Origin of the sequence: Streptomyces sp. NPDC001985, assembly GCF_040296845.1 — a bacterium.
Taxonomy (GTDB): domain Bacteria; phylum Actinomycetota; class Actinomycetes; order Streptomycetales; family Streptomycetaceae; genus Streptomyces.
In genome coordinates this window covers 33704-56503 of the sequence record NZ_JBEOYB010000014.1, presented here as the reverse complement: position 1 = coordinate 56503, position 22800 = coordinate 33704, and the positions used below count along the sequence as shown (strand labels likewise).

The 22800-nt window shown below is 75.5% G+C and carries 14 protein-coding genes; 7 read left to right on the top strand and 7 right to left on the bottom strand.

Annotated elements, in window-relative coordinates:
* Positions 1-244 precede the first annotated feature (244 nt).
* Both ABT122_RS08795 and ABT122_RS08790 read left to right on the top strand, forming a co-directional pair.
* Positions 245-1363, top strand: coding sequence for a serine hydrolase domain-containing protein (locus ABT122_RS08795; RefSeq protein ID WP_351547519.1), 1119 nt, complete (start codon positions 245-247; stop codon positions 1361-1363).
* A 92-nt stretch (positions 1364-1455) separates the two neighbouring features.
* Positions 1456-2646, top strand: coding sequence for an acyl-CoA dehydrogenase family protein (locus ABT122_RS08790; RefSeq protein WP_351547516.1), 1191 nt, complete (start codon positions 1456-1458; stop codon positions 2644-2646).
* 15 nt (positions 2647-2661) lie between these two features.
* Here the strand turns inward: ABT122_RS08790 and ABT122_RS08785 are convergent, their stop codons facing one another.
* Positions 2662-3564, bottom strand: a complete 903-nt coding sequence (locus ABT122_RS08785; protein ID WP_351547513.1) for an aminoglycoside phosphotransferase family protein — start codon at positions 3562-3564, stop codon at positions 2662-2664.
* A 1218-nt stretch (positions 3565-4782) separates the two neighbouring features.
* On the opposite strand from ABT122_RS08785, the gene ABT122_RS08780 reads away from it, so the two are divergent.
* The 5 genes from ABT122_RS08780 to ABT122_RS08760 all read left to right on the top strand — a co-directional run bounded on the left by ABT122_RS08780 (position 4783) and on the right by ABT122_RS08760 (position 13909).
* Positions 4783-5337, top strand: coding sequence for a sigma-70 family RNA polymerase sigma factor (locus ABT122_RS08780; protein WP_351547510.1), 555 nt, complete (start codon positions 4783-4785; stop codon positions 5335-5337).
* Positions 5338-5700: 363 nt separating this feature from the next.
* Positions 5701-8742, top strand: a complete 3042-nt coding sequence (locus tag ABT122_RS08775; RefSeq protein WP_351547508.1) for an ATP-binding protein — start codon at positions 5701-5703, stop codon at positions 8740-8742.
* On the top strand, positions 8657-11452 hold the full coding sequence (locus ABT122_RS08770; RefSeq protein ID WP_351547645.1) for a helix-turn-helix transcriptional regulator: 2796 nt from the start codon (positions 8657-8659) through the stop codon (positions 11450-11452). The genes ABT122_RS08775 and ABT122_RS08770 overlap by 86 nt, the downstream gene beginning before the upstream one ends.
* A gap of 65 nt (positions 11453-11517) precedes the next feature.
* Positions 11518-13542 (top strand): hypothetical protein, encoded by a 2025-nt coding sequence (locus tag ABT122_RS08765; protein WP_351547505.1) that lies wholly within the window; start codon positions 11518-11520, stop codon positions 13540-13542.
* A gap of 124 nt (positions 13543-13666) precedes the next feature.
* A complete protein-coding gene (locus ABT122_RS08760; protein WP_351547502.1) occupies positions 13667-13909 on the top strand; it encodes a zf-HC2 domain-containing protein in 243 nt (80 codons plus the stop codon).
* Positions 13910-13914: 5 nt separating this feature from the next.
* On the opposite strand, the gene ABT122_RS08755 is transcribed toward ABT122_RS08760, so the two are convergent.
* From ABT122_RS08755 to ABT122_RS08730, 6 genes are all read right to left on the bottom strand, one after another.
* Positions 13915-18783 (bottom strand): WXG100-like domain-containing protein, encoded by a 4869-nt coding sequence (locus ABT122_RS08755; RefSeq protein ID WP_351547499.1) that lies wholly within the window; start codon positions 18781-18783, stop codon positions 13915-13917.
* Positions 18784-18842: 59 nt separating this feature from the next.
* Positions 18843-19256, bottom strand: a complete 414-nt coding sequence (locus ABT122_RS08750; protein WP_351547496.1) for a hypothetical protein — start codon at positions 19254-19256, stop codon at positions 18843-18845.
* Positions 19247-19801, bottom strand: a complete 555-nt coding sequence (locus tag ABT122_RS08745; RefSeq protein WP_351547493.1) for a YbaB/EbfC family nucleoid-associated protein — start codon at positions 19799-19801, stop codon at positions 19247-19249. Before ABT122_RS08745 ends, ABT122_RS08750 begins: the two co-directional genes overlap by 10 nt.
* Before the next feature lie 105 nt (positions 19802-19906).
* A complete protein-coding gene (locus ABT122_RS08740) occupies positions 19907-20374 on the bottom strand; it encodes a hypothetical protein (RefSeq protein WP_351547490.1) in 468 nt (155 codons plus the stop codon).
* An 18-nt stretch (positions 20375-20392) separates the two neighbouring features.
* Complete coding sequence (locus ABT122_RS08735; RefSeq protein ID WP_351547487.1) at positions 20393-21760, bottom strand: hypothetical protein; 1368 nt, start codon at positions 21758-21760, stop codon at positions 20393-20395.
* Between the two features lie 3 nt (positions 21761-21763).
* Positions 21764-22768, bottom strand: a complete 1005-nt coding sequence (locus ABT122_RS08730) for a hypothetical protein (protein WP_351547484.1) — start codon at positions 22766-22768, stop codon at positions 21764-21766.
* Positions 22769-22800: the final 32 nt, after the last annotated feature.

Sequence of the window (22800 nt, the reverse complement as noted above, 5' to 3'; positions counted from 1 at the left end):
TCGTGAACCCATCCTCGCCGTTCGGGGGGACCGGCCCGCGCGAGGGGGGCGGCCGGTGGGCCGTTTTCCCGCCGGAGCGGGTCAGGCCCGCGCCGCTCCCTTCTCGCCGGCCGGGCCAGTGGCTACGGTTACGCGTCGTCTCGTACACCGGCGGGCCTCTCGTGCCCGCCCTCAACCGGGAGGGCCGACCGTGTCCCCGAGCGCACCCCCTGTCCCTGGCGTCGACGGCATATGCGACGACCGCATGCGAGCGGTGCGGACCGCGTTCGAGGAGAACTTCCGCGAACGCGGCGAACTGGGCGCCGCCGTGACCGTGCTCGTGGGCGGCCGGACCGCCGTCGACCTCTGGGGCGGCTGGGCTGACGCGGCCCGTACCCGCCGCTGGGAGCGGGAGACGCTCGTCAACGTCTGGTCGACCGGGAAGGGGCCCACCGCCCTCTGCGCCCATCTCCTCGCCGACCGGGGCCTGCTCGACCTGGACGCCCCCGTCGCCGCGTACTGGCCGGAGTTCGCCGCCGCGGGGAAGGACGGTGTCCTGGTACGGCATCTGCTCGCGCACCGCGCCGGTCTCGCCGGGCTGCGCGAGCCCCACTCCCTCGAACAGGCCTATGACTGGGAGCTGACCTGCTCCCGGCTCGCCGCCACCGCGCCCTGGTGGGAGCCGGGGACCCGCTCCGGCTACCACACGCTGACCTACGGGCATCTCGTCGGCGAGGTGGTGCGGCGGATCACCGGCCTGCTCCCGGGGGAGTTCCTGGCCCGGGAGGTGACCGGGCCGCTGGGGATCGACTTCACCATCGGCCTCCCCGAGGACCAGGCGGGCCGCGCCGCCGAACTGGTGCAGCCCCCGCCGCCCGCCGCGAGCGACCACGGCGCGCTCCGGGCCCGGATGCCCCCGCTCGTCCTGGCGGCACTGGGCAACCCGCCGATCGACGGCGCGGACGCCAACACCCCCGAGTGGCGCGCGGCCCACCTCCCCGCGGCCAACGGCCACGGCACCGCCCGTGCCGTCGCCGCGCTCTACGGCGTCCTGGCGGGCGACCGCGGAGTGCTCTCGCCCGGCGCGGCCGAACGCGTCCGCGAGGGCCAGGGCCGCTGCCACGACCTGGTCCTCGGCATCGGCATCCCCTTCGAGACGGAGCTGGGGCTCGGTGTCTGGCTGAGCGGCGAGCACGGATCGTACGGCCCCAACCCCCGCGCCTACGGCCACGACGGCTTCGGCGGCTCCTTCGGCCTGGCCGACCCGGACGCCGGGATCAGCGTCGGCTATGTCATGAACCGGATGGGCCCCGACCTCGCCGACGACCCGCGCAAGAGGGCCCTGATCGAGGCCGTGTACGCGTCGCTGGGCACCGGGGCCTGACAGGCGCGGGAGCCATGGCCCTTCCGGATTCCTGCAACACGTTCTACTGTGTGCGCCGCGCCTGGGAACGCCCACGGGACTCTGGAGGGGCCGTGCACCTCGCATACACACCCGAGCAGCAGCGGTTGCGCGCGGAACTGCGCGCCTACTTCGCCGGACTGGTGCCGGGGAGCGTCCGCGCCCGCCACGGCGACCTCGCCGAGCAGAAGCGCTTCTACCGCCGGACCATCCGCCGGCTCGGCTCCGACGGCTGGCTCGGCGTCGGCTGGCCCACCCGGTACGGCGGCCGGGGGCTCAGCCCCATGGAGCAGTTCATCTTCTTCGACGAGGCGGCCCAGGCGGGCGTACCGCTGCCGCTGATGGCGCTCAACACCGTCGGCCCCACGATCATGCGCTACGGCACCGACGAGCAGCGGACGTACTTTCTGCCGAAGATCCTCTCCGGTGAGATCGACTTCGCCATCGGCTACAGCGAGCCCGGCGCCGGCACCGATCTGGCCGCCCTCAGAACCCGCGCCGTCCGCGAGGGCGACGAGGAGAGCGGCCACTACACCGTCACCGGACAGAAGATCTGGACCACCAACGGCGACACCGCCGAATGGGTCTGGCTCGCGGTGCGCACCGACCCCGGGGCACCGCCCCACCAGGGCATCACCATGCTGCTGGTGCCGACATCCGACCCCGGCTACTCCTGCACCCTCATCAACACCCTCGCCTCGCACTCCACCACCGCCAGCCACTACGACAACATCAGGGTTCCGGCCACCCGCCGGGTCGGCGCCGAGAACAGGGGCTGGCGGCTGATCACCAATCAGCTCAACCACGAGCGCGTCACCCTCGCCGCCCACGGGACCACCGCCATCCGCGCCCTGAGCGATGTCCGGCGCTGGGCCGCCGAGACCCTGCTCGCCGACGGGCGCCGGGTCATCGACCTCGGCTGGGTGCGCGGCCGGCTCGCCCGCACCCATGCCCGCCTCGACGCGATGAAGCTGATGAACTGGCAGATGGTCAACGCCGTCCAGGACGGCACCCTCACCCCCCAGGAAGCCTCCGCCGTCAAGGTGTACGGCTCCGAGGCCCGCCGCGACGCCTACGCCTGGCTGATGGAGACCGTCGGCGCGGCCGGCCCGCTCAAGGAGGGGTCGGCCTCGGCCGTCCTCCACGGCGAACTGGAGCGCGGCTACCGGTCGGCCGTCATCTTCACCTTCGGCGGCGGGAACAACGAGATCCAGCGCGAGATCATCTCCTGGATCGGCCTCGGGATGCCCCGCGTCCGCCGCTGAGGCGCACGGGCCGGGTCACCCGGGGGCGGACTCCGCGAGGACCTCCGCCAGGGCGTGCGAGGCCTGGCGCACCATCGAGGGGTTGGTGTCCCAGTAGTACGCCAGAGCGGTCACCGTCTGACAGAGCACCCAGCCGCGCCCGCGCAGCCGGGAGGCGTCGTCCACCCGGAGCTCGGCGAGGAACCGCTCGCGGCTCCGGCCCGCGAAGACATTCCAGGCGGGCTGGAGATCGCACGCCGGGTCGCCGACGTTGAGGCCGCCGAAGTCGATGACCGCCGACAGCCGGCCGCCGGTGACCAGCAGATTGCCGGCCAGCAGATCGCCGTGCACCCAGACCTCCCCGGCGGACGGGGCGGGCGCGGCCAGCGAGGTGTTCCAGGAGCGCAGCGCGGCGGCGCCGTCGACGCGGTCGCCCAGCCGCCCGATCGCCCGGCGCACCTGCTCGTCCAGCTCCTGGAGGGGCGCGCCCCGGCCGCCGGCCGCCCTCGGATGCGCTCCCTCGGTGTCCGCGCCGCGCAGCGCGGTGATGAAGGCCGCCAGGTCGACGGCGGCCCGCTCCAGGTCGTGGAGGCCGCTGTTGGCGTTGTGGCCCGGCAGCCACTCGTACACCGACCAGTCGTAGGGGTAGCCCTCGGCGGGGCGGCCCAGTGCCAGGGGCACCGGCACGGCGAGCGGCAGACGCGGCGCGAGCCTCGGGAGCCAGCGGGCCTCCTTCGCCGCCTGACCGGTGGCCCACCCGATGCAGGGGAGGCGCACCGAGAGCCGGTCGCCGAGCCGGTAGATGTCGTGATCGGTGCCGTAGGAGTCGACCGGCTCGACCGGCAGACCGGCCCACCGGGGGAACTGGGCGGCGAGCAGCCGGCGCACCAGCGCCGTGTCCGTCTCGGTCTGGCCCGCGTGCATCCTGAGTGAACCCATCCCGTGATGATCGCAAGGTGCGCGATCCGGGTACAGCGGATTTTTCACTGGGCCGGGGGCTCGGAGGTCCCGCCGCCCTGCGGGGCGGGCCTGCCCGGGGGTTCCGGCGGCCCGGCCTGCCCGGGGGTTCCGGCGGCCCGGCCTGCCCGGGTGGTCCCGACGGTTCGCGCGGCTCGGGTGGTCCCGGAGGGTTCGCGCGGCCCCGGCGCGCCGATGGTCCTGTACGCCCCGGGGGTTCCGGCGGTGCGGGCACACCAACGGCCGCGCCTGCCACAGGGGGCACGGTGGCTGGGGTGGCTCTGCTCCTTCCGCCCCGGCGGTTCGGGTCGCCGCAGGGTATCGACGGGCCCTGCCCGCCTTCAGGGGGGCGGCGGCCCTGGAGCCCCGGCCAGTTCCGCCTGGCCCGGGGGCCAGTGGCTCGGTCTGTCCCGGTGGCTCGGGTGGTTCCGGTGGTACTGGTGAACCCGGCGGTTCGGCCTGTCCCGGTGGTTCTGGTGGTACTGGTGATCCGGCGGTTCGGCCTGTCCCGGTGGTTCTGGTGGTACTGGTGATCCGGCGGTTCGGTCTGTCCCGGTGGCTCGGGTGGTTCCGGTGGTACCGGTGAACCCGGCGGTTCGGCCTGTCCCCGCGGCTCCGTCCGCGCCGGTGCGTTCCGGTGCGTCCCGGTGCGTCGACGGGCCCGCCCCGCACGGCGGTTCCGGCGGTGCGGGCACACCCATCGCCCCGTCTGCCACGGGCGCACCCCGCGCCCCCGCGCCGGTCCGGGTGCGGCCGGGGCTTCCCGCCCGGGGGAGCCGCCGGGCCCGACCGTTCGACCGTTCGGCGCCGTTGGAGCGCGGGGTACGGCCTCCGGCGGTCCCGCTCCTCTCGGGGGGCGCGCACCGCACCCCCGCCCACCGGGCGCTTCGCCGGGGCCGCCGCGTCCGCCGTCCCGGCGCCCGGGCCCGGAGCCCGTCGCCGCCGCTGAAGCTCTCCCGGCCCCGGAGCGAGGGGCCGGCCCGGTTGTGACACGTACCGCGCGGCTCCCGGAGTTCACCCGCCGCCGCTCGACCACTCGTCCCTGCGCCGAGCGGTCGCCGGGAGCCACTCGACCGTCGGCCGACGCGCTCCGTCACCTCCGCCAGTCGGCGGATACCCGCACCCGCGCGGCGGCAGCACTCTGGCGGTGCCACCTCCCCGCAGGACCACGGGTCCGCACGCCAGACAAGGAGTACAGCCGTGACCGCATCGGCTCTCTGCCAGTCCGCGTTACCCACCCCCGCGCACACCAGCGAGGGCGAGCTGGCACAGCTCCAGCGCGAACACGGCCGCGCCCTGTTCGGCTTTCTGCTGGGGCTGACCTACGGCGACACCCAGCGCGCCGAGGACCTGCTCCAGGAGACGATGATCCGGGCCTGGCGCCACCCCGAGGCCCTGCGCTCCGACCACGACTCCATGCGGCCCTGGCTCTTCACCGTCGCCCGGAGGCTCGCCATCGACGCCCGCCGCGCCCGGATGTCACGGGCGAAGGAGGCGGCGCACGGCCTGGAGAGCTCCCTGATGCAGACCGAGGACCCGATCGAGCCCGCGGTCGAGGCGCTCGATGTGCGCGCCGCGCTGGACGGGCTCACCAGGGAGCACCGGGCCGTGCTCCAGCAGGTCTACTTCCGCGGGCTGTCGGTGAGCGAGGCCGCCGAGGTCCTCGGCATCCCGGCCGGCACGGTCAAGTCCCGTACGTACTACGCGCTGCGCGCGCTGCGCGGGGCCCTCAAGGGCTACAGCGTCCTGAGCTGAACCGGCCCCGTCCCCGCCCGCGCTTCCCGGGCCCGCGCCGGCGGAGTCTTTGAGACACGGCCGCAGCACGGAACGGCGGCTCCCCCCGCCCGGGCGCCCGGCCCGTGCCCCCTCACCCCCGCGCCACCTCTCCCGGGTCCCCCGCCCCCCACCCGGCCGGGCCGGACCGGCCGGTCACTTCACGACAACCCTGAACGCCACCAGAGGCGAACACGTGATCGATGGAAGACGGGGGAGAACCCCATCGGATCACCCGGATCATCCGGATCACATGGAGCGGCTGCCCGGGCGCCCTCGTCCTCCGGCCGCCACCGGCCGGCCACAGCGACGCAGCATCAGCTCCGCGCGGTGAGGAGCGTGTTCGTGGCACAGCAGACACCGGAGAGCGCGACGGACGGCCGGGAGACACGGATGAGACGCGTCCGCCGACTGCTCCGGGACGCCGCCGCCGGCCGGGGCGGCAGCCTGATCGCCGAGGGCGAACGCGGCTCCGGCAAGACCTCGCTGCTCTCCCAGATCGCGGAGGAGGCCCGCCGGCTCCGCCTCCGGGTGTTCACCGGCGCCGCCGATGAACTCGGCCGCTCCGTCCCGCTGGGCGCCCTGCGGAACTGTCTGGCCGACGCCCGCCCCGGCCCTTCGGGCCCCGGTCCCGCGGGCGCCGAACCCCCGGACGGCGGCACCGACCCGGCCGCGCCGCTGCTCGCCCTCGTCGACCGGCTCTGCCGCGCCGCCCCCGTCGTCCTCGTCCTGGACGACCTCCAGTGGGCCGACGGGCCCAGTCTGCGCGCCTGGCGGCGGCTGACCGACACCGCTGGGCAGCGCCCCCTGCTGCTGGCCGCCGCGATCCGGAACGCCCCGGGCGGCACCCCGCCCCCATCCGCACGGGACCTTCTCGACAGCGGCGCGACCCATCTGCCCCTGCTGCCGCTCGGCCTCCGGGAGACCGCCCGGCTCGCCGAACGGATTCTCGGCGTCCCCCCGGGCCCCCGGCTGCTGCGCCATCTCGGCCACGCCGGCGGCAACCCCCGCCACCTGCGCGAACTCCTCGCCGCCACGGCCACGGGCGACACCCTGCGGATCACCGGCGACACCGCCGAACTCACCACCGGCCCCACCGAAACCGGCAACGAAACCGGCAACGAAACCGGCACCGGGGCATGGCTGCCGCCCGCGCTCGCCGCCGCCCTCACCGACCGGCTCGCCCACCTCGCCCCGCCCACCCTCACCGCCCTGCGGACCGCCGCCCTGCTCGGCCCCGCCTTCCGCCTCCGCGACCTCGCCGCCGTCATGGAACGCCCCGGGGCCTCCCTGCGCCCCGCCGTCGACGAGGCGCTCGCCGACGGAGTCCTCGCCGAGACCGCCGGCGGAACACTCCGCTTCCGCCACGGGACCACCCACGCCGCCCTCCGCGCCGGCATCCCCGGACCCCTGCGCGCCGCCCTCCACACCCGCGCCGCGCGCACCCTCGCCGCCGCCCGCGCCCCGGCGCCCCTCGTCGCCGCCCAACTGCTCCCCGCCACCGGACTCCGCGCCGACGACGACTGGACCGCGCGCTGGCTGGAGAGCCACGCCGCCGAAGTGCTGCGCCACGACCCCCGGGCCGCCGCCGACCTCGTCGCGCGCGTCCGGGACCGGATACCCCCGGACCGCCCCGGCCTCCTGGAGACAGCCGCCGCCGGGGCCTATCTGCTGCGCCGCCCCGACGCCGCCGACCAGGCCCGGGACCTGCACGACCGGACCACCGACCCCGTGCGCCGGGCCCGGCTGAGCCATCTCACCACCCTCGCCCTCCTCCAGGAGGGCCGGCTCAAGGAGGCCCACGCCACCGTCGACGAAGCCCTCGCCGCCGGCGCGGGCCACCCCCGGTGGACCACCCGCTCCCTCGCGCTCCGCGCCCTGCTGCTCAGCTCCGGACACCGCTTCGAGGAAGCGGGCACCCTCGCCGACCAGGTCCTGGAACAGGCCCTGCGCCTCCGGGCCCCCGTCCCCGAGGCGTACGCGCGCTCCGTGCGCGCCCGGCTGCTCGACCGCGCCGGCGACCGGGAGGGCGCCATCGCCGAGACGGTACGGGCCCGGGAGGCCGCCCGCCGACGCGATGTCACCCGGGATCTCGTCCTCACCCGCACCCTGCACGGCGCCCGGCTGCTCGACGCCCTCGGCCACACCACCGAGGCCCGCACCTGGCTCGCCGAGGCGGAGGCCCTCGCCGACGGCACCGGCTCGGGCGTCCGCCGCTCCTGGGCGCACACCGTCTCCGCCTGGTTCCACTACCGGGCCGGCCGCTGGGACGAGGCCCTCGCCGGACTCGACCTCGCCCACCACCACCCCGAACCCTGGCTGCCCGTCACCCCGCACGGCCTCGCCACCGTGATCCTCACCGGCCGCGACCAGCGCGACGAAGCCCGCTCCCGGCTCGCCACCGACGAGAACACCGCGGGCCGCGCCCCCGCGTTCCTGCCCCTGGCCCGTGCCCTGCTCGCCGAACGCGACGGCGACCCCGAAGCGGCACTCGCCCTCCTCGGGGAGACCCTCGCCCCCGGCTCCGCCGAGGAGTGGACCCACCGGGGCGCCTGGCTGCCGGAGACCGTACGCCTCGCCCTCGCCCTCCAGGACACCGCGCGGGCCCGCGCCGCCACCGAGACCGCCGACGCCGAAGCCGCCGCAGCCCCCGCCGACCTCGGCCGGCGCGCGGTCGCCCTCCGCTGCCGGGGACTGCTCCACACCGACCCCGCGCCCCTGCGCACCGCCGCCGCCCACTACCGCCGCCACGGCGCGCCGACCGGCCTCGGCGCCACCCACGAGGACCTCGCCGCCGTACTGGCCCTCCGGGGCGACACCGACGGCGCCCGCACCGCACTCGCCCGCGCCGTCGACATCCACCAGCAGCTCGGCGCCCGCTGGTACACCGCGCGCGCCGACGCCCGGCTCCGCGCCCTCGGCGTCCGGCGCGGAGGGCGCGGAGCCGCCGACCGCCCCAAGACCGGCTGGGACGCCCTCACCCCCGCAGAGCTGAAGGTCGCCCTGCTCGTCGCCGAGGGCCGCACCAACCCCCAGGTCGCCACCGAACTGCTGCTCTCCCCCCGCACCGTACAGACCCATGTCTCACACATCCTCACCAAGCTGGGCGCACACTCGCGCACCGCCATCGGCAGCGAGGCCGGCCGCCGCAGAGCACTCGGCGGCGGCCCGGCCCGCGGCCCGGCACCGGACCACGACGACACAGGGAAGGAGACCGGACACCGTGGAGACGGACAGCGCAGGCGGCCCGTGGACCGGCAGGACATCCGAGACCCGGCAGCTCACCGAGCACCTCAGGGCTCTGGCCGGCGGGAGGGGCGGCTCGATACTGATCGAGGGCGAACCGGGCATCGGGAAGACCGCCCTCCTCCACCGGGCGGCCCGTGACGCCGAACGCGCCGGCTGCCGGGCCCTGACCGTCGCCGCCACCGGGGGGCGCGGACCGCGCGTCCCGCTCGGGCCCGTGCTCGACGGGCTCGCCCGGCACCGGCCCGCCCACCCCGCGCACTGCGCCCGGATCGCCGCACTCGCCGCACTCCTGCGCCACCCCGCCCCCCTCGGCCCCGACACCCCCTCGCCCCCGGCGCTCGTCGACCGCCTCACCGCACTGATCCACCGCATCACCGGCGACGCCCCGCTCGCCCTCCTCCTCGACGACCTGCACCACGCCGACGGCGCGACACTGCTGCTCTGGCAGCGGCTCAGCCGGGCGACCGGCCGCATCCCGCTGCTGCTCACCGCCACCGTCCGGCACACCCCGCGCCACCACCGGCCCCACCGGCTCCGGCGCGATCTGCTGGACCGGGGCACCACCCTGCTCGCCCTCGGCCCGCTGTCCGCCGGGGACATCACCGACCTCGCCACCGAGGTCACCGGCGCCGCCCCCGGACCCGCCCTGCGCCGGCGGCTGGCCCTGGCGGGCGGCCACCCCGGCTACGCCCGCGAACTCCTCGACTCCTGGCGGCCCGACAGCACCGGCACCGCCCAGGACCCCGGCCCGCCGCCGATCCCCCGCGCCGTCGCCCGCCGCCTCGACACCCTCCCCGCGACCACCCTGGACATCCTCCACGCCGTCGCGCTCTTCCCCGCCGGCTGCACCGGCGCCGAACTCGCCGCCGTCACCGGCACCGACCCGTTCGCCCTGCTGGAGACCGTCGACGACACGATCGCCGACGGCACCCTCACCGACGCCGGCGAACGGCTCCGCTTCCAGCAGGAGATCGTCCGCCTCGGCCTCAACGCCCGTGTCCCCGGCCCCCTCCTCGCCCGCCGCCACGGCGCCGCGGCCCGCGCCCTGGCCGCCGCCGGCGCCCCCGTCGCACGCGTCGCCGGACAACTGCTCCCCGCCGGGCCCCGCACCGACGGCTGGGCCATCGGCTGGACCACCGCCGCCGCCGCGGAACTCGCCGGGAGCGACCCCGAGGCGGCCGTCGAACTGCTCCGCCGCTGCCTCGCCGCCCTCCCGCCCGAGGACACCCGCCGGGCTCCCCTGCGGCGGCACCTCACCGACGCGGTCCTCCTGCTGCGCGGCGCCCGCCACACCGGAGTCCTGCGCGAACTGCTGACCGAGACCACCGACCCGGACACCCGCGCCCAACTCCTCGTCCACCTGGTGCAGGAACTCCTGCGGGCGGGCGACTGGGACGCGGCACTCACCGCACTCGACCGGCCCCAGGACCCGGACCCGGCCCCCATGGCCCCCGAGTGGGCCGAGACACTGCGGGGCCTGCGCGCCCTCGCCCACCACCGCGCGGGCCACCACGACCGGGCCGCCGCACTCGCCCGCCAACTCCTCTCCGGACCCGGCAGGACAGCGCCCGCGCTCGGCGAGGTGTACGGCCGGCACACCCTCGCCTGCGTCCTCCTGCGCGCCCGGCACACCCGGGCGGCCCTGGCCGAGAACACCCGGGCGCTGCACACCCTCGGCCGGATCGGCGCCCGGCGGACCTCCACCCGCTGGATGGCCCGCAACCACACCGATGTCGGCATCGGCATCCTGACCCACCAGGCCGTACTGCTCGACCTCGCCGACCGGCCCCAGGACGCCCTGCGCGCCCTGGACGAGGCCCGCGAGGACGCCTCCGAGCAGCGGATGACCGGACAGCTCGGCCAGATCGCCGCCATCGCCGCCGTACTCAACTACTGGCAGGGCCACTGGGACACCGCCCTGGCCGAACTGGAGCGGCCCACCGGCTCGCCGGCCGCCCCGTCCCTGCCCGCGCTCGGCCACGGCGTCGCCGCGCTCATCCACGGCCACCGCGACCACGGCCCCGGCGCGCGGGCCCACTACGGAGCCCTCCACGACGGTCCCGGACCCACGGGCCCCCGGCGCGACCCCTGCGGCTACCGGCTGATGGCCGGGGCGCTCCTCGCCGAGCGCGACGGCCGCCCCCGTGACGCCCTCGCCATCCTGCGGCCCACCCTCGACCCCGCGTACGCCCACGACCTGGACCAGCGCCACCAGTGGCTGCCCGACATCGTGCGGCTCGCCCTGGAGACCGGTGACCGCCCGACCGCCCGCGCCGCCACCGCGCTCTGCCGCAGCGAGGCCGAACGGGAGCCGCACGCCGGGCGGACGGCCGCCGCCCGGCGCTGCCGGGGCCTCGTCGACCAGGACATCGGCCCCCTCCTCGCCGCCGTGGACCACTACCGTGAGACCCAGCGCCCGCTCCACCTCGGCCGCGCCCTGGAGGACACCGCGTCCGTCACCGCCGCCCTCGGTGATCCCACCGCCGCCCGGGGACTGCTGGAACAGGCCCTGGAGCGCTACCGCGAACTCGGCGCCGCCTGGGACATCAGACGGGCCACCGCCCGGCTGCGCACCCTCGGTGTGCGCACCGGCCCCCGGACCGTACGGCGCAAACGCCCGCGCACCGGCTGGGCGGCGCTCACCCCCGCCGAGCTGAGAGTCGCCCGGCTGGTCGCCGCCGGGCACTCCAACCCGCAGATCGCCGGGGAGCTGTTCCTCTCCCCGCGCACCGTCCAGAGCCATGTGTCGAGCATCCTCGGCAAGCTCGGGGTCCGCTCCCGCACCGAGGTCGCCCGCAGCGCCGCCGAGGGCACCGCCCACCGGCCACCCGCCCGGGAGGCGCCCTGAACCCGCGCGGGAGCCGTGCCGTGCACCGGGGAGAGCCCTGTCCCGGCGACCGATGAGGATGTCGCATGTCACGGTACGCACCGTATGTACTGCCGGATCGGGCGCGGCGCGCCGTGGTGGTGGCCGCGCTCGCTCTGGCCGTGTCCCTCCCGGGAGCGGTCGGTACGAGAGCGAGCGCGGACGACGGAGCGAAGGTGAAGTACTACATCGTCAGCGAGCAGCCCGGCGGTGAACCGGAGTTCGTCTTCGCCATCGCCGAGCGCACCCTCGGGGACGGCAACCGGTTCCAGGAGATCTTCGAGCTGAACAAGGGGCGCAGACAGCCGGACGGGAAGGTGATGGAGAGCGCCACCGCCGTTCCGGCGGGCTGGGTTCTCCGGCTGCCGCCGGACGCCCGGGGCGCCGGGGTGCGGTTCGGCGCCCTGCCCGGAACCGCGCCCGCGACGCCGGCGCCCGGCGCCCCGGGGGAGGGGCCGGCGGCCCGGGCCGCCGCCCCGCCGTCCGAGGGGTCGGGGCCGCTGCCCCTGGCCCTGGCCATCGGCGGTTCCCTCGCCACCGGCGCGGCCGGGGCGACGCTGGTGCTGCGCCGCCGCCGCCCACCCGCCGTCTCCGGGCCGGCGGCCCCGGCCCCCTCCGCACGGATTGCCCCACCGGCCCCACTGGTGGTGTCTGCTGATCCGATGGCGGAATCGGGGGCGCCCACGCCTGCCGGTCCGGTGGTGCCTGCGGTAAGGGCCGCGTCCGCCGGTCCGGTGGTGCCCGCCGCGCGGGCTGTGCCCGCCGTTTCGGTGGCGGAGCCGGGGGTGGCTGCGCCCGCCGTTTCGGTGGCGGACTCCGGGGTGGCCGCGCCGGCCGCTCGGGTGGTGCCTGCGGTAAGGGCCGCGTCCGCCGGTCCGGTGGTGCCCGCCGCGCGGGCTGTGCCCGCCGGTCCGGTGGTGGACCCCGGGGTGGCCTCGCCTGCGGCACCGGCCCCACCGGTGGTGCCCGCCGCACAGGTGGCGGACTCCGGGGTGACTTCGCCTGCGGCGCCGGCCCCGCCGGTGGTGCCCGTCGGGCGGGTGGCGGACTCCGGGGTGGCTGTGCCCGCCGCTCGGCTGGTGCCTGCGGTACGGGCCGCGTCCGCCGGTCCGGTGGTGCCCGCCGCGCAGGCCGTGCCCGCCACTCCGGTCGTGCCCACCGCGCAAACCACGCCCGCCGCCCGGGGCGCGATCCACTCCGGGCCTGACGCCCCCGACGGGGCCCGGTCCTCGGCGCCCATCGGGGCTCTGGCCGGAGTGGCCGGCACCGTGACCCACCCGACCGCCGTGTCCGCTGCATCCGTGATGCCCGTCGGCCTTCCCGGGGCCGGCACTCCCCCCTCCGGGACCCCGGCGGCCCCACCCGCGGGAGGTGCGCCGGCTCCCTCCCAGCCGCTCCCGCCGGGCGCCGCCGACCCCGAGGCGAGCGCCCCGGCGGCCCCTCCCGCAGCCCCCGGGCGGCGTACCCGGGGACGGCGCGTGGAGGTGCGGCGGAGTCTCGCCCCGCCCCTGCGGGTGCACTTCGGCGACGACACCGTGGACATCGACTTCGGCGCCGGCGGCCCGGCCCCGGGGGACGAGGCGGTCGTCTGGCTCCCCGTCCCGTACGAGACCCCCGCCGGGGACGGCGCGTTCGTCTGTGTCGGCTCCGCCGAACCGGCGGGCTGCCTCTTCCTCGACCTCGCCCGCGCCCCCGGCCCCGTCGCCGTGACCGGGGACCCCGACGCGGCCCGGCGCCTCCTGGAGACCCTGGTGCTCCAGCTCTCCGCCGGACCCGCCCCGGTCCACACGGTCGCCGTGGGCCGGGTCGCCGCCGAGGAGGGGGCGGAGGCGGCCGAACGCCTCCCGTCCCTGCCGGAACTGGTCTCCCGGTGGGCCGACCGCACCGATCCGCGCCTCACTGTCGTGTTCTGCGCCCTGGACACCCCGGAGGACGAGACGGCCCTCGCCCGGCTCCGCGCCGCCCCCGCCGCCCCCGCCGCCCCCTTCGTCCCCGTCGTCCTCGGCGAGCCGGCGACCCCGGCGGCCTGGCGGTTCACCGCGCGGGAGGGCGCTCCGGCGGACGGGGCGTGACCGGGGACCCGAGCCGATCCGCCCCGTACCGAACCTTGTTGCCGCCCGGCAACTGTCCGCAGAATGGCCTCCGAGCGGGCGGGGATTCCTCCGAGGCGCCGGAGAACACGAAGCGGGGGCCCGCGTGACCGAAGAGCACGGGGCGGACGCCCATGTACGGCTGCTGCTCGGGGCCTATGTGCTCGACGCGCTCAGCCCGGAGGAGAACGCGCTGGTCGCCTGTCATGTGCAGCGCTGCGACGGCTGCCGGGACGAGTATCTGGTCATGGCGGAGATGCCGATGCTGCTCGCCGGGCTCAGCGAGGCGGAACTGCTGGACGGAGGGGACCCATCGCCCGGCCCCGACGACGGAGGGGCCGGGCGATGAGTGGTTCAGGTGTTGTTCGGGTTGAGCGAGACCTCCCCCAAGGCGCCGGTGATGTCGTCGGCCTGGGTTGTCTGACCCTGACCGGCCGGCTGGAACCGCACCGGGGTGGCGAACTCCCCGAGCCAGGAGCTCTCGGTGCTGCCCTCCATCCGCGGACCGTCGAAGTCGAACAGATTTCTGATCAGCTCGGACAGCTCGGTCCTCACCTCGCCCTCCGACTCCAGCCGGCGGTCGGTGAGCCGGTCGACCAGCCCGGCCAGTTCCGGGCGGGCCGCGATGAAGGAGACCGCGCTCTCCAGGACCAGCTGTGACTGCACGTGCTTCTTGACCGCGAGGTCCGCCTGGGTGAGATGGAGGTCGCCGTTCCGGTTGTACAGATCCCGTACCAGCGACTGCACCACGTTCTGGGTGAAGAGGAGGGTGGAGGCGCCGTCCGGAACAGCCGGGGTGCCGGTGGTCGACGGAGGCGGCTTGACCCAGCTCGCGTTGCTGATGAAGGTCACCCCCGGCATGCCCGGGAACCCGAACACCGAGGGCAGCCCCAGCGTCGCCGCCACCGAGCGCATCACCTCGGGACCGGTCCGCGCCATGACCGAGTTGCGGTGCACCTTCCCTATGGGGGTGATGAAGAAGGCGGGAGGCAGGGCCGTGGTGGCGGACGGGAGAAGCTGGAACTGGGTCTTGCCGTACCGGGAGAGGATCTCGGTGAGGTAGACATCGGCGAAGGGGTGCCCCTTGGGCATGGCCAGGAAGGAGTTCCCCACGATGTTGGCGCTGTTCTGGACCGCGTACGCCTGCTCCGATGTGATCGTCGCCTCGAAGTTCTCCAGGGTGTTGAGCAGATTGTCCCCGTCGATGTACATCCCGCCGAATCGTTTCATCAGCTCCAGCCGCAGGATGTCGCTCGCCGCCGCGTAGCCCGGTCCGGCCTGCTTGGACATCTCCGCCTTGTAGAACTCGTGGAGCGTCATCGGCGACTCGGAGTTGAAGACCTCGTCCACATTGGCCAGGACGATGCCGTGGTCCCGCGCGAACGTCAGCATGGAGCGGATCTCGATCAGCTCCGCGCTGTCGTCGGGGGACGGCTCCTGCTTGGCCCGGTCGAAGGACGCGCGGCTCACGTCCGTCCAGAGCACCGTCTGCGCCGAACCGCTGTAACCGTCCGCCGCGAGGGCCAGGTTCTGCCGGAATGCGGCCATGGTGCCGGCGTCCCGCAGCGGCCCGCCGACCCAGATGGTGTGGATGGTCCACGGTGTGATCATCACGGCCGGCAGCGGCGGCACCTGGCCGGGCGCCCAGTCGCCGAGCTTGTCCGGCGGCGGTTCGTGCCGGATCGCCCAGTCGTCCACCGCCTCCAGGGACGCGGGAGCCATGCTCGCGTGGGACGGGGTGCCCTCGTTCGCCAGGTTGATCTCGTCGAGGAAGGAGATGGTCTGGGACCCGAGCAGCCCGGAGTAGTCGTGCCCCGCCATGAACGGCGGGGGCGGGGCCGGCCGGCGGAGCCCGAAGAGGTCGGGGCCGAGCAGGCTGGTCTGCGGGGACGGGGTGAAGTCCACCGAGTTCGCGGGCTTGGCCGAGTCCAGCAGATCCTGGGTGAGCTGCTGGGACGACTCGTAGAACGCCGGAGGCTCCTGGCTCGGGTCGAAGAGGGGCGTCTCGCCGGCGGACGGGACCGGGGGGCCGGGCGGGGTTCCGCCGGGGAGCGGGGAGTCGCGCAGGACCGGACCCGAGTCGATGGTGTCCTCGATCCGGGACAGATACTCCAGCGGGAAGCTGCCGTTCGGCAGGGCGGTCGTGGCCGCCATGATCCCGGCGGTGGCGCTCTTGTCCGGGGTGTCGCGGAACAGCGAGTTGCCGTCCTGGTAGGTGTCGCTCAACCCCGTGTAGTGCAGGATCTCGTGCAGCAGCATGCCCGCGTCCTTGGCCTGCTGGGCCGGTGACGCCCCCGGCGGGTGGAGCTTGAGGTTCAGCTGGTCCGAGCGGCCCGGCGCGGGGGAGTACGTCACGGTGACGGCCTCGCCGTCCCCGGGGGCCGCCGGTGTCAGCTCCACGCCGATGTGCAGTTGATCCCCCGACCTCGGCAGGTGGTAGCCGGTGTTCACCTGGGCGTCGAGGATGTCCTGGATCTGTTGCTCCAGGGCGGGCAGCGCCGAGGCGGGGAGCCCTCCGGGGGCCGGGTCGGTCCGCACCGGCAGTGTGACCGTCAGATCCCTGATCCAGACGCCGTTCGGGCCCTGGAAGCGGCTGATGTCCGCACGGATCAGGGTGGCTCTGCCGTCCAGCAGACCGGGCCGGGTGGACACCTGCGGATGGGCCCGGGGGTCGAACCGCTCGGTGCGCAGCGGCACGGGGGTCGCCCGGGACGCGAGGTTCTTGATCGCTTCCTTTCCGACCGGGTTCGGCGCGGGGGTGACCATGGCCGGGGCCTTGCCGGCGCTCCCGGCTCCGCCCGTGCTCTTGCCCTTCTTGTGGGGACCGGGCAGGGGCGGACGCGGCCCGGCGGACGGGGGCGCGACTCCCGGCTTCACGGGGGGCGGCGGCGGGGGAGCGGGGATGCCGCCCGGCCGGGCGGGGGAGACCGGGCCCGGCCCCGGTGCTGGTGCCGGTGCCTGGGGGCCGCCCGTCGGCACCGCGCCACCGGCACCCCCCGGCCCCGGGGACGCCCCGCCGACGGGCACCGCGCCGGGCTGCGCCGACTGCTGCTCCGGCGGCCTGGACGCCGGGGACGCTGGTGGGGCCGCCGCCTCGGGAACGCTGCCGGGCGGGGGCGGGGGCGCCGCCTCGGGAACGCTGCCGGGCGGGGGCGGGGGCGCCGCCCCGGACAGAGATGTCTCCGCGTCCGTGCCCGATGAGGCGCCGGACGGAAGGGACGCGCCCGACGGGCCGGGCGCGCTGGAGGGTCCGGCGCCCGGCCCGGGGGCGCCGTCAGAGGTCCCGGGGCCCGGGGCGGCACCCGGTGTGCCGGGGGCCGCCGGGGGCGGCGGAACCGGAGGGGCCTGGGGAGCGGGACCGCTCTCCTGCCCGGCGGGAGCCGTGGCCTGGGGCGGGTTGAGGATGCTGTCCAGACTGTCCGGGCTGTCCGGCGCGGGGGGAGCGGCCGGGGGACGGGAGGTCTCCGGCTGCTGTCCGGCGCCGGCGGCGGGTACCGGTTCGGACGCCGCCGGTCCCTGGGCGCCGTCCGGTGCCCTGTCCGGGGCGGTCAGCGGCGGGTCGTCCCGCACCGGGCCGTCGGGTACGGAGGCGTCCGGTACGGGGCCGTCCGGTACGGAGGTGTCCGGCGCGGGTCCGCTCGGGGGCGCGGGGCCGTCCGTGGCGACGCTGGAGGGTACGGAGATCTCCGGCGCGGGCGCGGGCGCGGGCGCTGGTGCCGGTGTGGGCGTGGGCGGCGGCGCGGTGCTCGGGGGCGGGGGCGGGGGCGGGGTGTTCGACGGCGGACCGACGGATGCCGGGGCGCCGGGAGCGGGTTCCGACGGCACGGGAGGCGGCTGGTCCCGGCCGGACTGTCCGGTGGTGGGCTGTTGCCCGGGGGACTGAGCCGGTACGGCGTCAGGGCCCGGGGGCCGGGTGGCCGCAGGGGCGGGGGTGGGGGCGGGCGTCGGTTCCGGGGCCGGTCCGGGTGCCGGTGCGGCGCTCACCGGCCCCGCCGGGTCCGGAGCGCCCGACGGCTGGGGCCCCGTACCCCCGTCCGTCCCCACGGAGAGATCCGGAGCCGGTGCGCTCGTCGGGGCTGAGCCGTCGGCCGGTGGCGCCGGGACCGCCAACGGGTCCTGCTTCCCGGGAGCGGGAGCGGGAGCGGGAGCGGGAGCCGGGTCGACCGGCGGGTCGGCCGGCGGGTCGATGAACGTACCCGTCGACGGGTCGATCATCCCGGTCTTGCCGCTGAACAGCCCCACCCCCGGGCTCGGCAGCGGCGCCCCTGTCGATGTCCCCTTCTCCATGTAGACATGCACATCGAAGTTGGGCACATCGATATTGACCGCGGGCACCGGCACATTGAACTTGTTGAAGACGTTACTGCCCTTGGCCTTGTTGTTGAGGCCCTCCGCGCCGCTCTCGAAGAACCCGCCCACGAAGGGCATCAGCCCCGGGTCGTCCTCCTTCGCGTTCGGGTCGAAGAGCGGCATCACCTTCGCCAGGACGTGCTCCGTCAGCCCCTCGGTGAGCGTATTGGTGAGGATCTGCCCGCCGAAGCCCTTGCCGAAGACCTTCCCCAGCCCCTTGCCGATCCCGAAACCGATGGCGCCCGCTCCAGCGCCGATCAGCGCGCTCTTCCCGATCTCCCCGAAGTCGAATCCGTCCCGGTGGCCCCGCAGCACCTGAATGAGCTGGGCCATGACGTTCATTCCGCCCATCATCAGCGCGCCGGAGAGAATCGACTTGATGAGCTGAGTGATCAGTCTGCGGATGAGCAGGATGGTGGTCTTGATGAGGGCGGCTCCGGCCGCCGCCGCCGCGCCGAAGGTGATCACCATGGAGATCGCGGCGGCCACCAGCTCCGCGAAGACCAGGGCGGCCATCCCGATAATGGTGATCTTCGCCGTCTCGACATTGTTGGACGCCGTGACCACCGAGTCCCCCACCAGGTCGGAGGAGTCGGCCAGCCCCGGAAAGGCCCCCGGCTTCGACCCCTCGCCCCGGGCGAACCGCTCGGTCATGTCCCGGAAAGCCCTCGCCCCCGCCCCCTTCGTCACATCGAGGACGTTCTGTGCCTCCGTCCCGAACTCCGGCCCGAGCGGTTCGATGTCGGCGGCCGCCGCCAGCAGCGCCCGGCCGCGCCGCAGCAGGTCCATCTCGCTGACGTAGGGCCAGTTCTCACCGGCCACCATGGCCAGCATCTCGGCGAGTTCCCTGGGCGGGTCGATGTCACCCTGCATGGAGATCCTCCGGACGGGCGGGGACGGGGGCGGGGGCGGCGGCGCGGGTCGGTCCGGGGTCAGCTCCTTCTGCCGCCGGTGCCGGTGCCCGTGCCGGGCGCCGCCCCTCCGGGTGCGGGGGGAGGGGACTCCGGCAGCCTGTTGCTCAGACCGATCACGACCTCCTGACCAGTGGACTCGGCCAGTTCCCCGGCCTTGGCCATCCCCTCGACCACCTTGCCGATGTTGGTGATCCCCTCGGCCACCGCGGCGTACCCCTCGACCACCTCGGGGGCCTTGCCGAGCACCTCCATCACCGCCTGGTACGTCTCATTGGCCGGGTCACCCTCCAGGGGCGTCGACCCCACGAACTCGATATCGGCTCCGATGGCCCGCACCCGGCGGGCGATGTCGTCGAGCCGGGGAATGATCGGTCTCATCTGCGAGGGGACGATGACGATCTCCTCGTTCTCCTTGTTCTTGATCACCGCCATGGGTCCCGGCTCCCTCTCGTCCCGGCTGCACGCCCGTTCTCGTGCTGGTGCTGGTGCTGGTGCTCGTCTTCGTCGTTGTCGTCGAGCACGGCGGTGCTCCGCGTGGCCGTCGCGCCGCCGGTCGGGCCCGGGCCCGGTCCGCCGGTGCCACCGCGTACCGCCGTGAAGAACTCCTTGTTCGCCGGATCGTCGGCGCCCGGCAGCAGATCCCACCAGGACGACCCGTCGAAGGTGGCCGCCGGCCCGTCGGTCAGGTGCCCGGCCACACCGCGGGCCTTGTCCCGCAGCTCCCGCTGGGCCTTCTGGACGGTGGTCACGATCAGCTCGGCCAGCCGAGCGGGCGGCAGCGCGCGGTAGCCGGTGCCGCGGAAGGCCAGCGAACTCAGCTCACCCCGGGCGTCGACCGTGACGGTCAGAGTCCGGTCGGGGGACTGGACCGCGGACTCCAGCGAACTCAGCCGGCGCTGCACGTCCAGAAAGGTGTCCCGGGTCTTCTCGAAATCGGCCATGATCTCTTTGAGCAGCGCCTCGTTGGACGGTTTCACGGTCTCCTCCGCGCTCCTCCCGGTCGCTCCCGGGAATCTCGGTCGGGCGGGTCGAAACGGTCAGGCCGCCGGTCGGCCCGGTGGGCTGATGGGGTGGGCTGGGGGTCAGGCGATATAGGCCTCGAACGGCACGACCGGATCGAGGGCCGGCGGCTTGTCGGGGAAGACCTGGGGGGTCGTCTCCCGGCCCCCGCCGTTGACGGCGTTCGCCTGGAGGATCGCCTCGAATCCGCGCTTCAGTTCCAGCACGTCCTCACCGGCGGCCCGGGTGGGCGCCTCGCGGCCCCGCACGACCTCGGCGAACTCCGTGAGGAACGCCTCCAGTTCGGCGGCCACCCTGAGGAAGGCCTCGGCCCCCTCCCCGGTCCATCCCTTCGCGCCGCCCTGCTCCGAGGTCAGCCGCCGGGACCTGGTGCCCAGCTCCCCGGAGAGTTCCACGAGCAGGTCCGCCACCTCCACGAAGACACCGGCGGCGTTGAAGTACGCCTGGGCGTCGAGGTTCTCGATGGCGGTGATGGCCCTGCTCAGATAGGCGAGGTTGGCCTCCGTCGGCGGAGCCGCCGGTGTACCCATGTTGTTTCCCTCTCTCTGTCAGTCGCGGCCGAGCCGGCCGGGGGCGCAGTCGCCGCCGCCCCAGATGTCCTCGTCCTCGGTGAGCCAGGCGTCCGCCGCGCTCTCCTTCTCCTGCGGGTTCTGGGGGGCCGCTCCCCCCATCCCGCCGCCCATGCCGCCCATCGGCATCATCGGGGCGCCGCCCGGGGCCGCTCCGCCGGGGCCGCCGGCGGCACCCGCCTGGCCGGGGGCGGGCCGGATGCCGGTGGCGGTGTCGAGAGCGGGCCCAGCGGGCGCCGTCCCCGCGCCGAGGACGCCCGAGCCACCGCCCGAGAGGAGACTCGCGGCCCCGCCACCCGGTGAACCCGGGCCTCCCACCTTGCCGAGGGACCCGGCGGAGAGGCTCCCCACCCCGCCGGTACCGGCTCCGCCGGCCGCTCCGCCGCCGCCCGACCCCGTACCGGCCGATCCCAGGCCGTCCGCGCTCAGTGAGGACAGCTTGGTCCTGCCGTCACCACCGGAACCGCCCGGAAGGTTCAGCCCGGCACCGGAGAGATCGGGGGTGCCGATCCGCCCGGTGGCGGGCCGGCGTTCGCCGCCGCCGTCCGGGGTGCCCGCGCGGCCGGTGCCGGTGAAGTCCGCCGTACCGGCGAGCCGTCCGACTCCGGAGCCGTCGATCCGCGGAGTACGCGATCCGTCACCGGCACCGGAGCCGTTCCCGGCGGCGGAGGTACGGGTGGTGCTCAGCCCGCTCTCGCCGCTGCCGGCGAGCGCGTTCACCCGGCCGGTGCCGCCGCCGAAATCGAAGCTACTCGGAGTACGGGGAGTCGCCGAGCCCGGTGCCGGGCCGCCGGGCCGGCCCACCGAGCCGGTGGCCGGGGGGCCGCCCGCCGGTGCGGTCAGCGCGCCGAGGCCCTGGCCGGCCTGCTTCTCCAGCGCCCCGGTACCGATACCGATACCGGTGCCGGTGGAGAGCGCGGCGGCCCCCGTGCCCGGCGGCGGGGTGGCCGTGGAACTGAGCCTGGTCGTGGGGTCGGTGACGCCGGCGGCGCGGTTCTGCGGACCGCCGTTCGCGCCCGGGCCGGCCGTGCCCCCGGCTGCGCGGTTCAGCAGACCGCCGCTCCCGGCTTCCGCGCCCCCGGCACGGAGGTTCGCGGCGTCCCGGCCCGGGGCCCTCGGTGTCACCTCACTCGCCCGGGTCGCGGTCCGGGCGCCGGGCGCCGGGGTGCGCGGGGTGACCGCGACCAGGGCACGGCCGCCCGCCGGGCGCCCCTTGAAGGTGGGCACCCCGTCCCCGCTCACGGACGATGCGCGGACGCGGTGGCCGGCGTTGAAGGTGTTGATCTCGGCCTGGGTGGCGGCGATCGCCGCCGTCGCGCCGGGACCGGTGAAGTCGTACACGGCCATGGGTCACCTCGCCGGATCGTTGGGGTCGGAGCCCGCGACGATCTCCAGGTCGTCCGCGTAGCCGTCACGGTCCGAGTCGACCTCGTCGTCGAGGTTGGTGTCGTTGACGCCGTCGTTGTCCTTGTCCACGATCTCGATTCTGTTGTCGGCGCTGTCCTTGACGCCGTCCAGGTCCTGGTCCTCGGCGAGGCCGTCCAGCAAGTCGCCCACTCCGTCCAGGACATCGCTGAAACCCTGCGCGACCGCGTCGATCGAGGCGCCCGGGGCCTGGGGCGGGGTCCCGGCGGGGGGTTCGTGCGCGGTGACGGGCACCGCGCCCACCGGGTTGTCGCCCGGCGTGTCGTCCACCGGCAGGCCGTTGCCCTCGGCGTCGTCCCTGTGGTCGACGAGACCGTCGTCGTCCTTGTCGCCGTACTCCTTCTCGAAGGTGTCGAGCCGGCCGTCGTTGTCGAGGTCGGCGTCGCCCTCGACGTACTGGTCACCGTCCTTGACGCCGTTGTTGTCGCCGTCCGCCTCCGGGTCCCGGACCGAGCCGTCGGGGCCGGGGCCGTCACTGCCGCCCGGTGCGCCGCTCTCGCCCCGGCGGGCCGCCCGCTCCGAGGTCCGCCCGGTCTCCCGCTCCTCGGCCTTGGCGAGCCCGGCCTCGCGCACATCGATGAACTCGGACGTCTCCTGGAGCAGCCGGCCCAGCTCGTCGGCCGTCGCCCTGGCCATGTCCTCGCTGTCGCGGTACTTCCGGCTCGCGTCGATCAGATCGTCGCCCAGTGTCCGCAGGAATCCGGCCAGCCGGGTGATCTCCTCGGTGATGCTGTCGCGCACGGAGTCGACGGTGGCCTTGAGCTCCACCGTCCCGGGGAAGAACTCGGCGTCCGCCTCCGGGATGACGGCGGTCTCCATCCGCCGTCCGATGGCCGGCAGTCCGCTGCCCGCCACCTCCTTGAGATGGCCGCCGAGGAGTTCGAGGTCCCGGGGCTCCACGGCGATCTCCGGGCTTCCTTTGCCCGCCATGTGTCACTCACCTGCTTCCGTGCTTCCGGTCC

Excerpts from the sequence above, each read along its gene's own strand:
- ABT122_RS08795 (WP_351547519.1), top strand. The coding sequence starts at position 245 with ATGCGAGCGGTGCGGACCGCGTTCGAGGAGAACTTCCGCGAACGCGGC.
- ABT122_RS08785 (WP_351547513.1), bottom strand. The coding sequence starts at position 3,564 with ATGGGTTCACTCAGGATGCACGCGGGCCAGACCGAGACGGACACGGCG.
- ABT122_RS08765 (WP_351547505.1), top strand. The coding sequence starts at position 11,518 with ATGTCACGGTACGCACCGTATGTACTGCCGGATCGGGCGCGGCGCGCC.
- ABT122_RS08755 (WP_351547499.1), bottom strand. The coding sequence starts at position 18,783 with ATGCAGGGTGACATCGACCCGCCCAGGGAACTCGCCGAGATGCTGGCC.
- ABT122_RS08750 (WP_351547496.1), bottom strand. The coding sequence starts at position 19,256 with ATGGCGGTGATCAAGAACAAGGAGAACGAGGAGATCGTCATCGTCCCC.
- ABT122_RS08740 (WP_351547490.1), bottom strand. The coding sequence starts at position 20,374 with ATGGGTACACCGGCGGCTCCGCCGACGGAGGCCAACCTCGCCTATCTG.
- ABT122_RS08735 (WP_351547487.1), bottom strand. The coding sequence starts at position 21,760 with ATGGCCGTGTACGACTTCACCGGTCCCGGCGCGACGGCGGCGATCGCC.
- ABT122_RS08730 (WP_351547484.1), bottom strand. The coding sequence starts at position 22,768 with ATGGCGGGCAAAGGAAGCCCGGAGATCGCCGTGGAGCCCCGGGACCTC.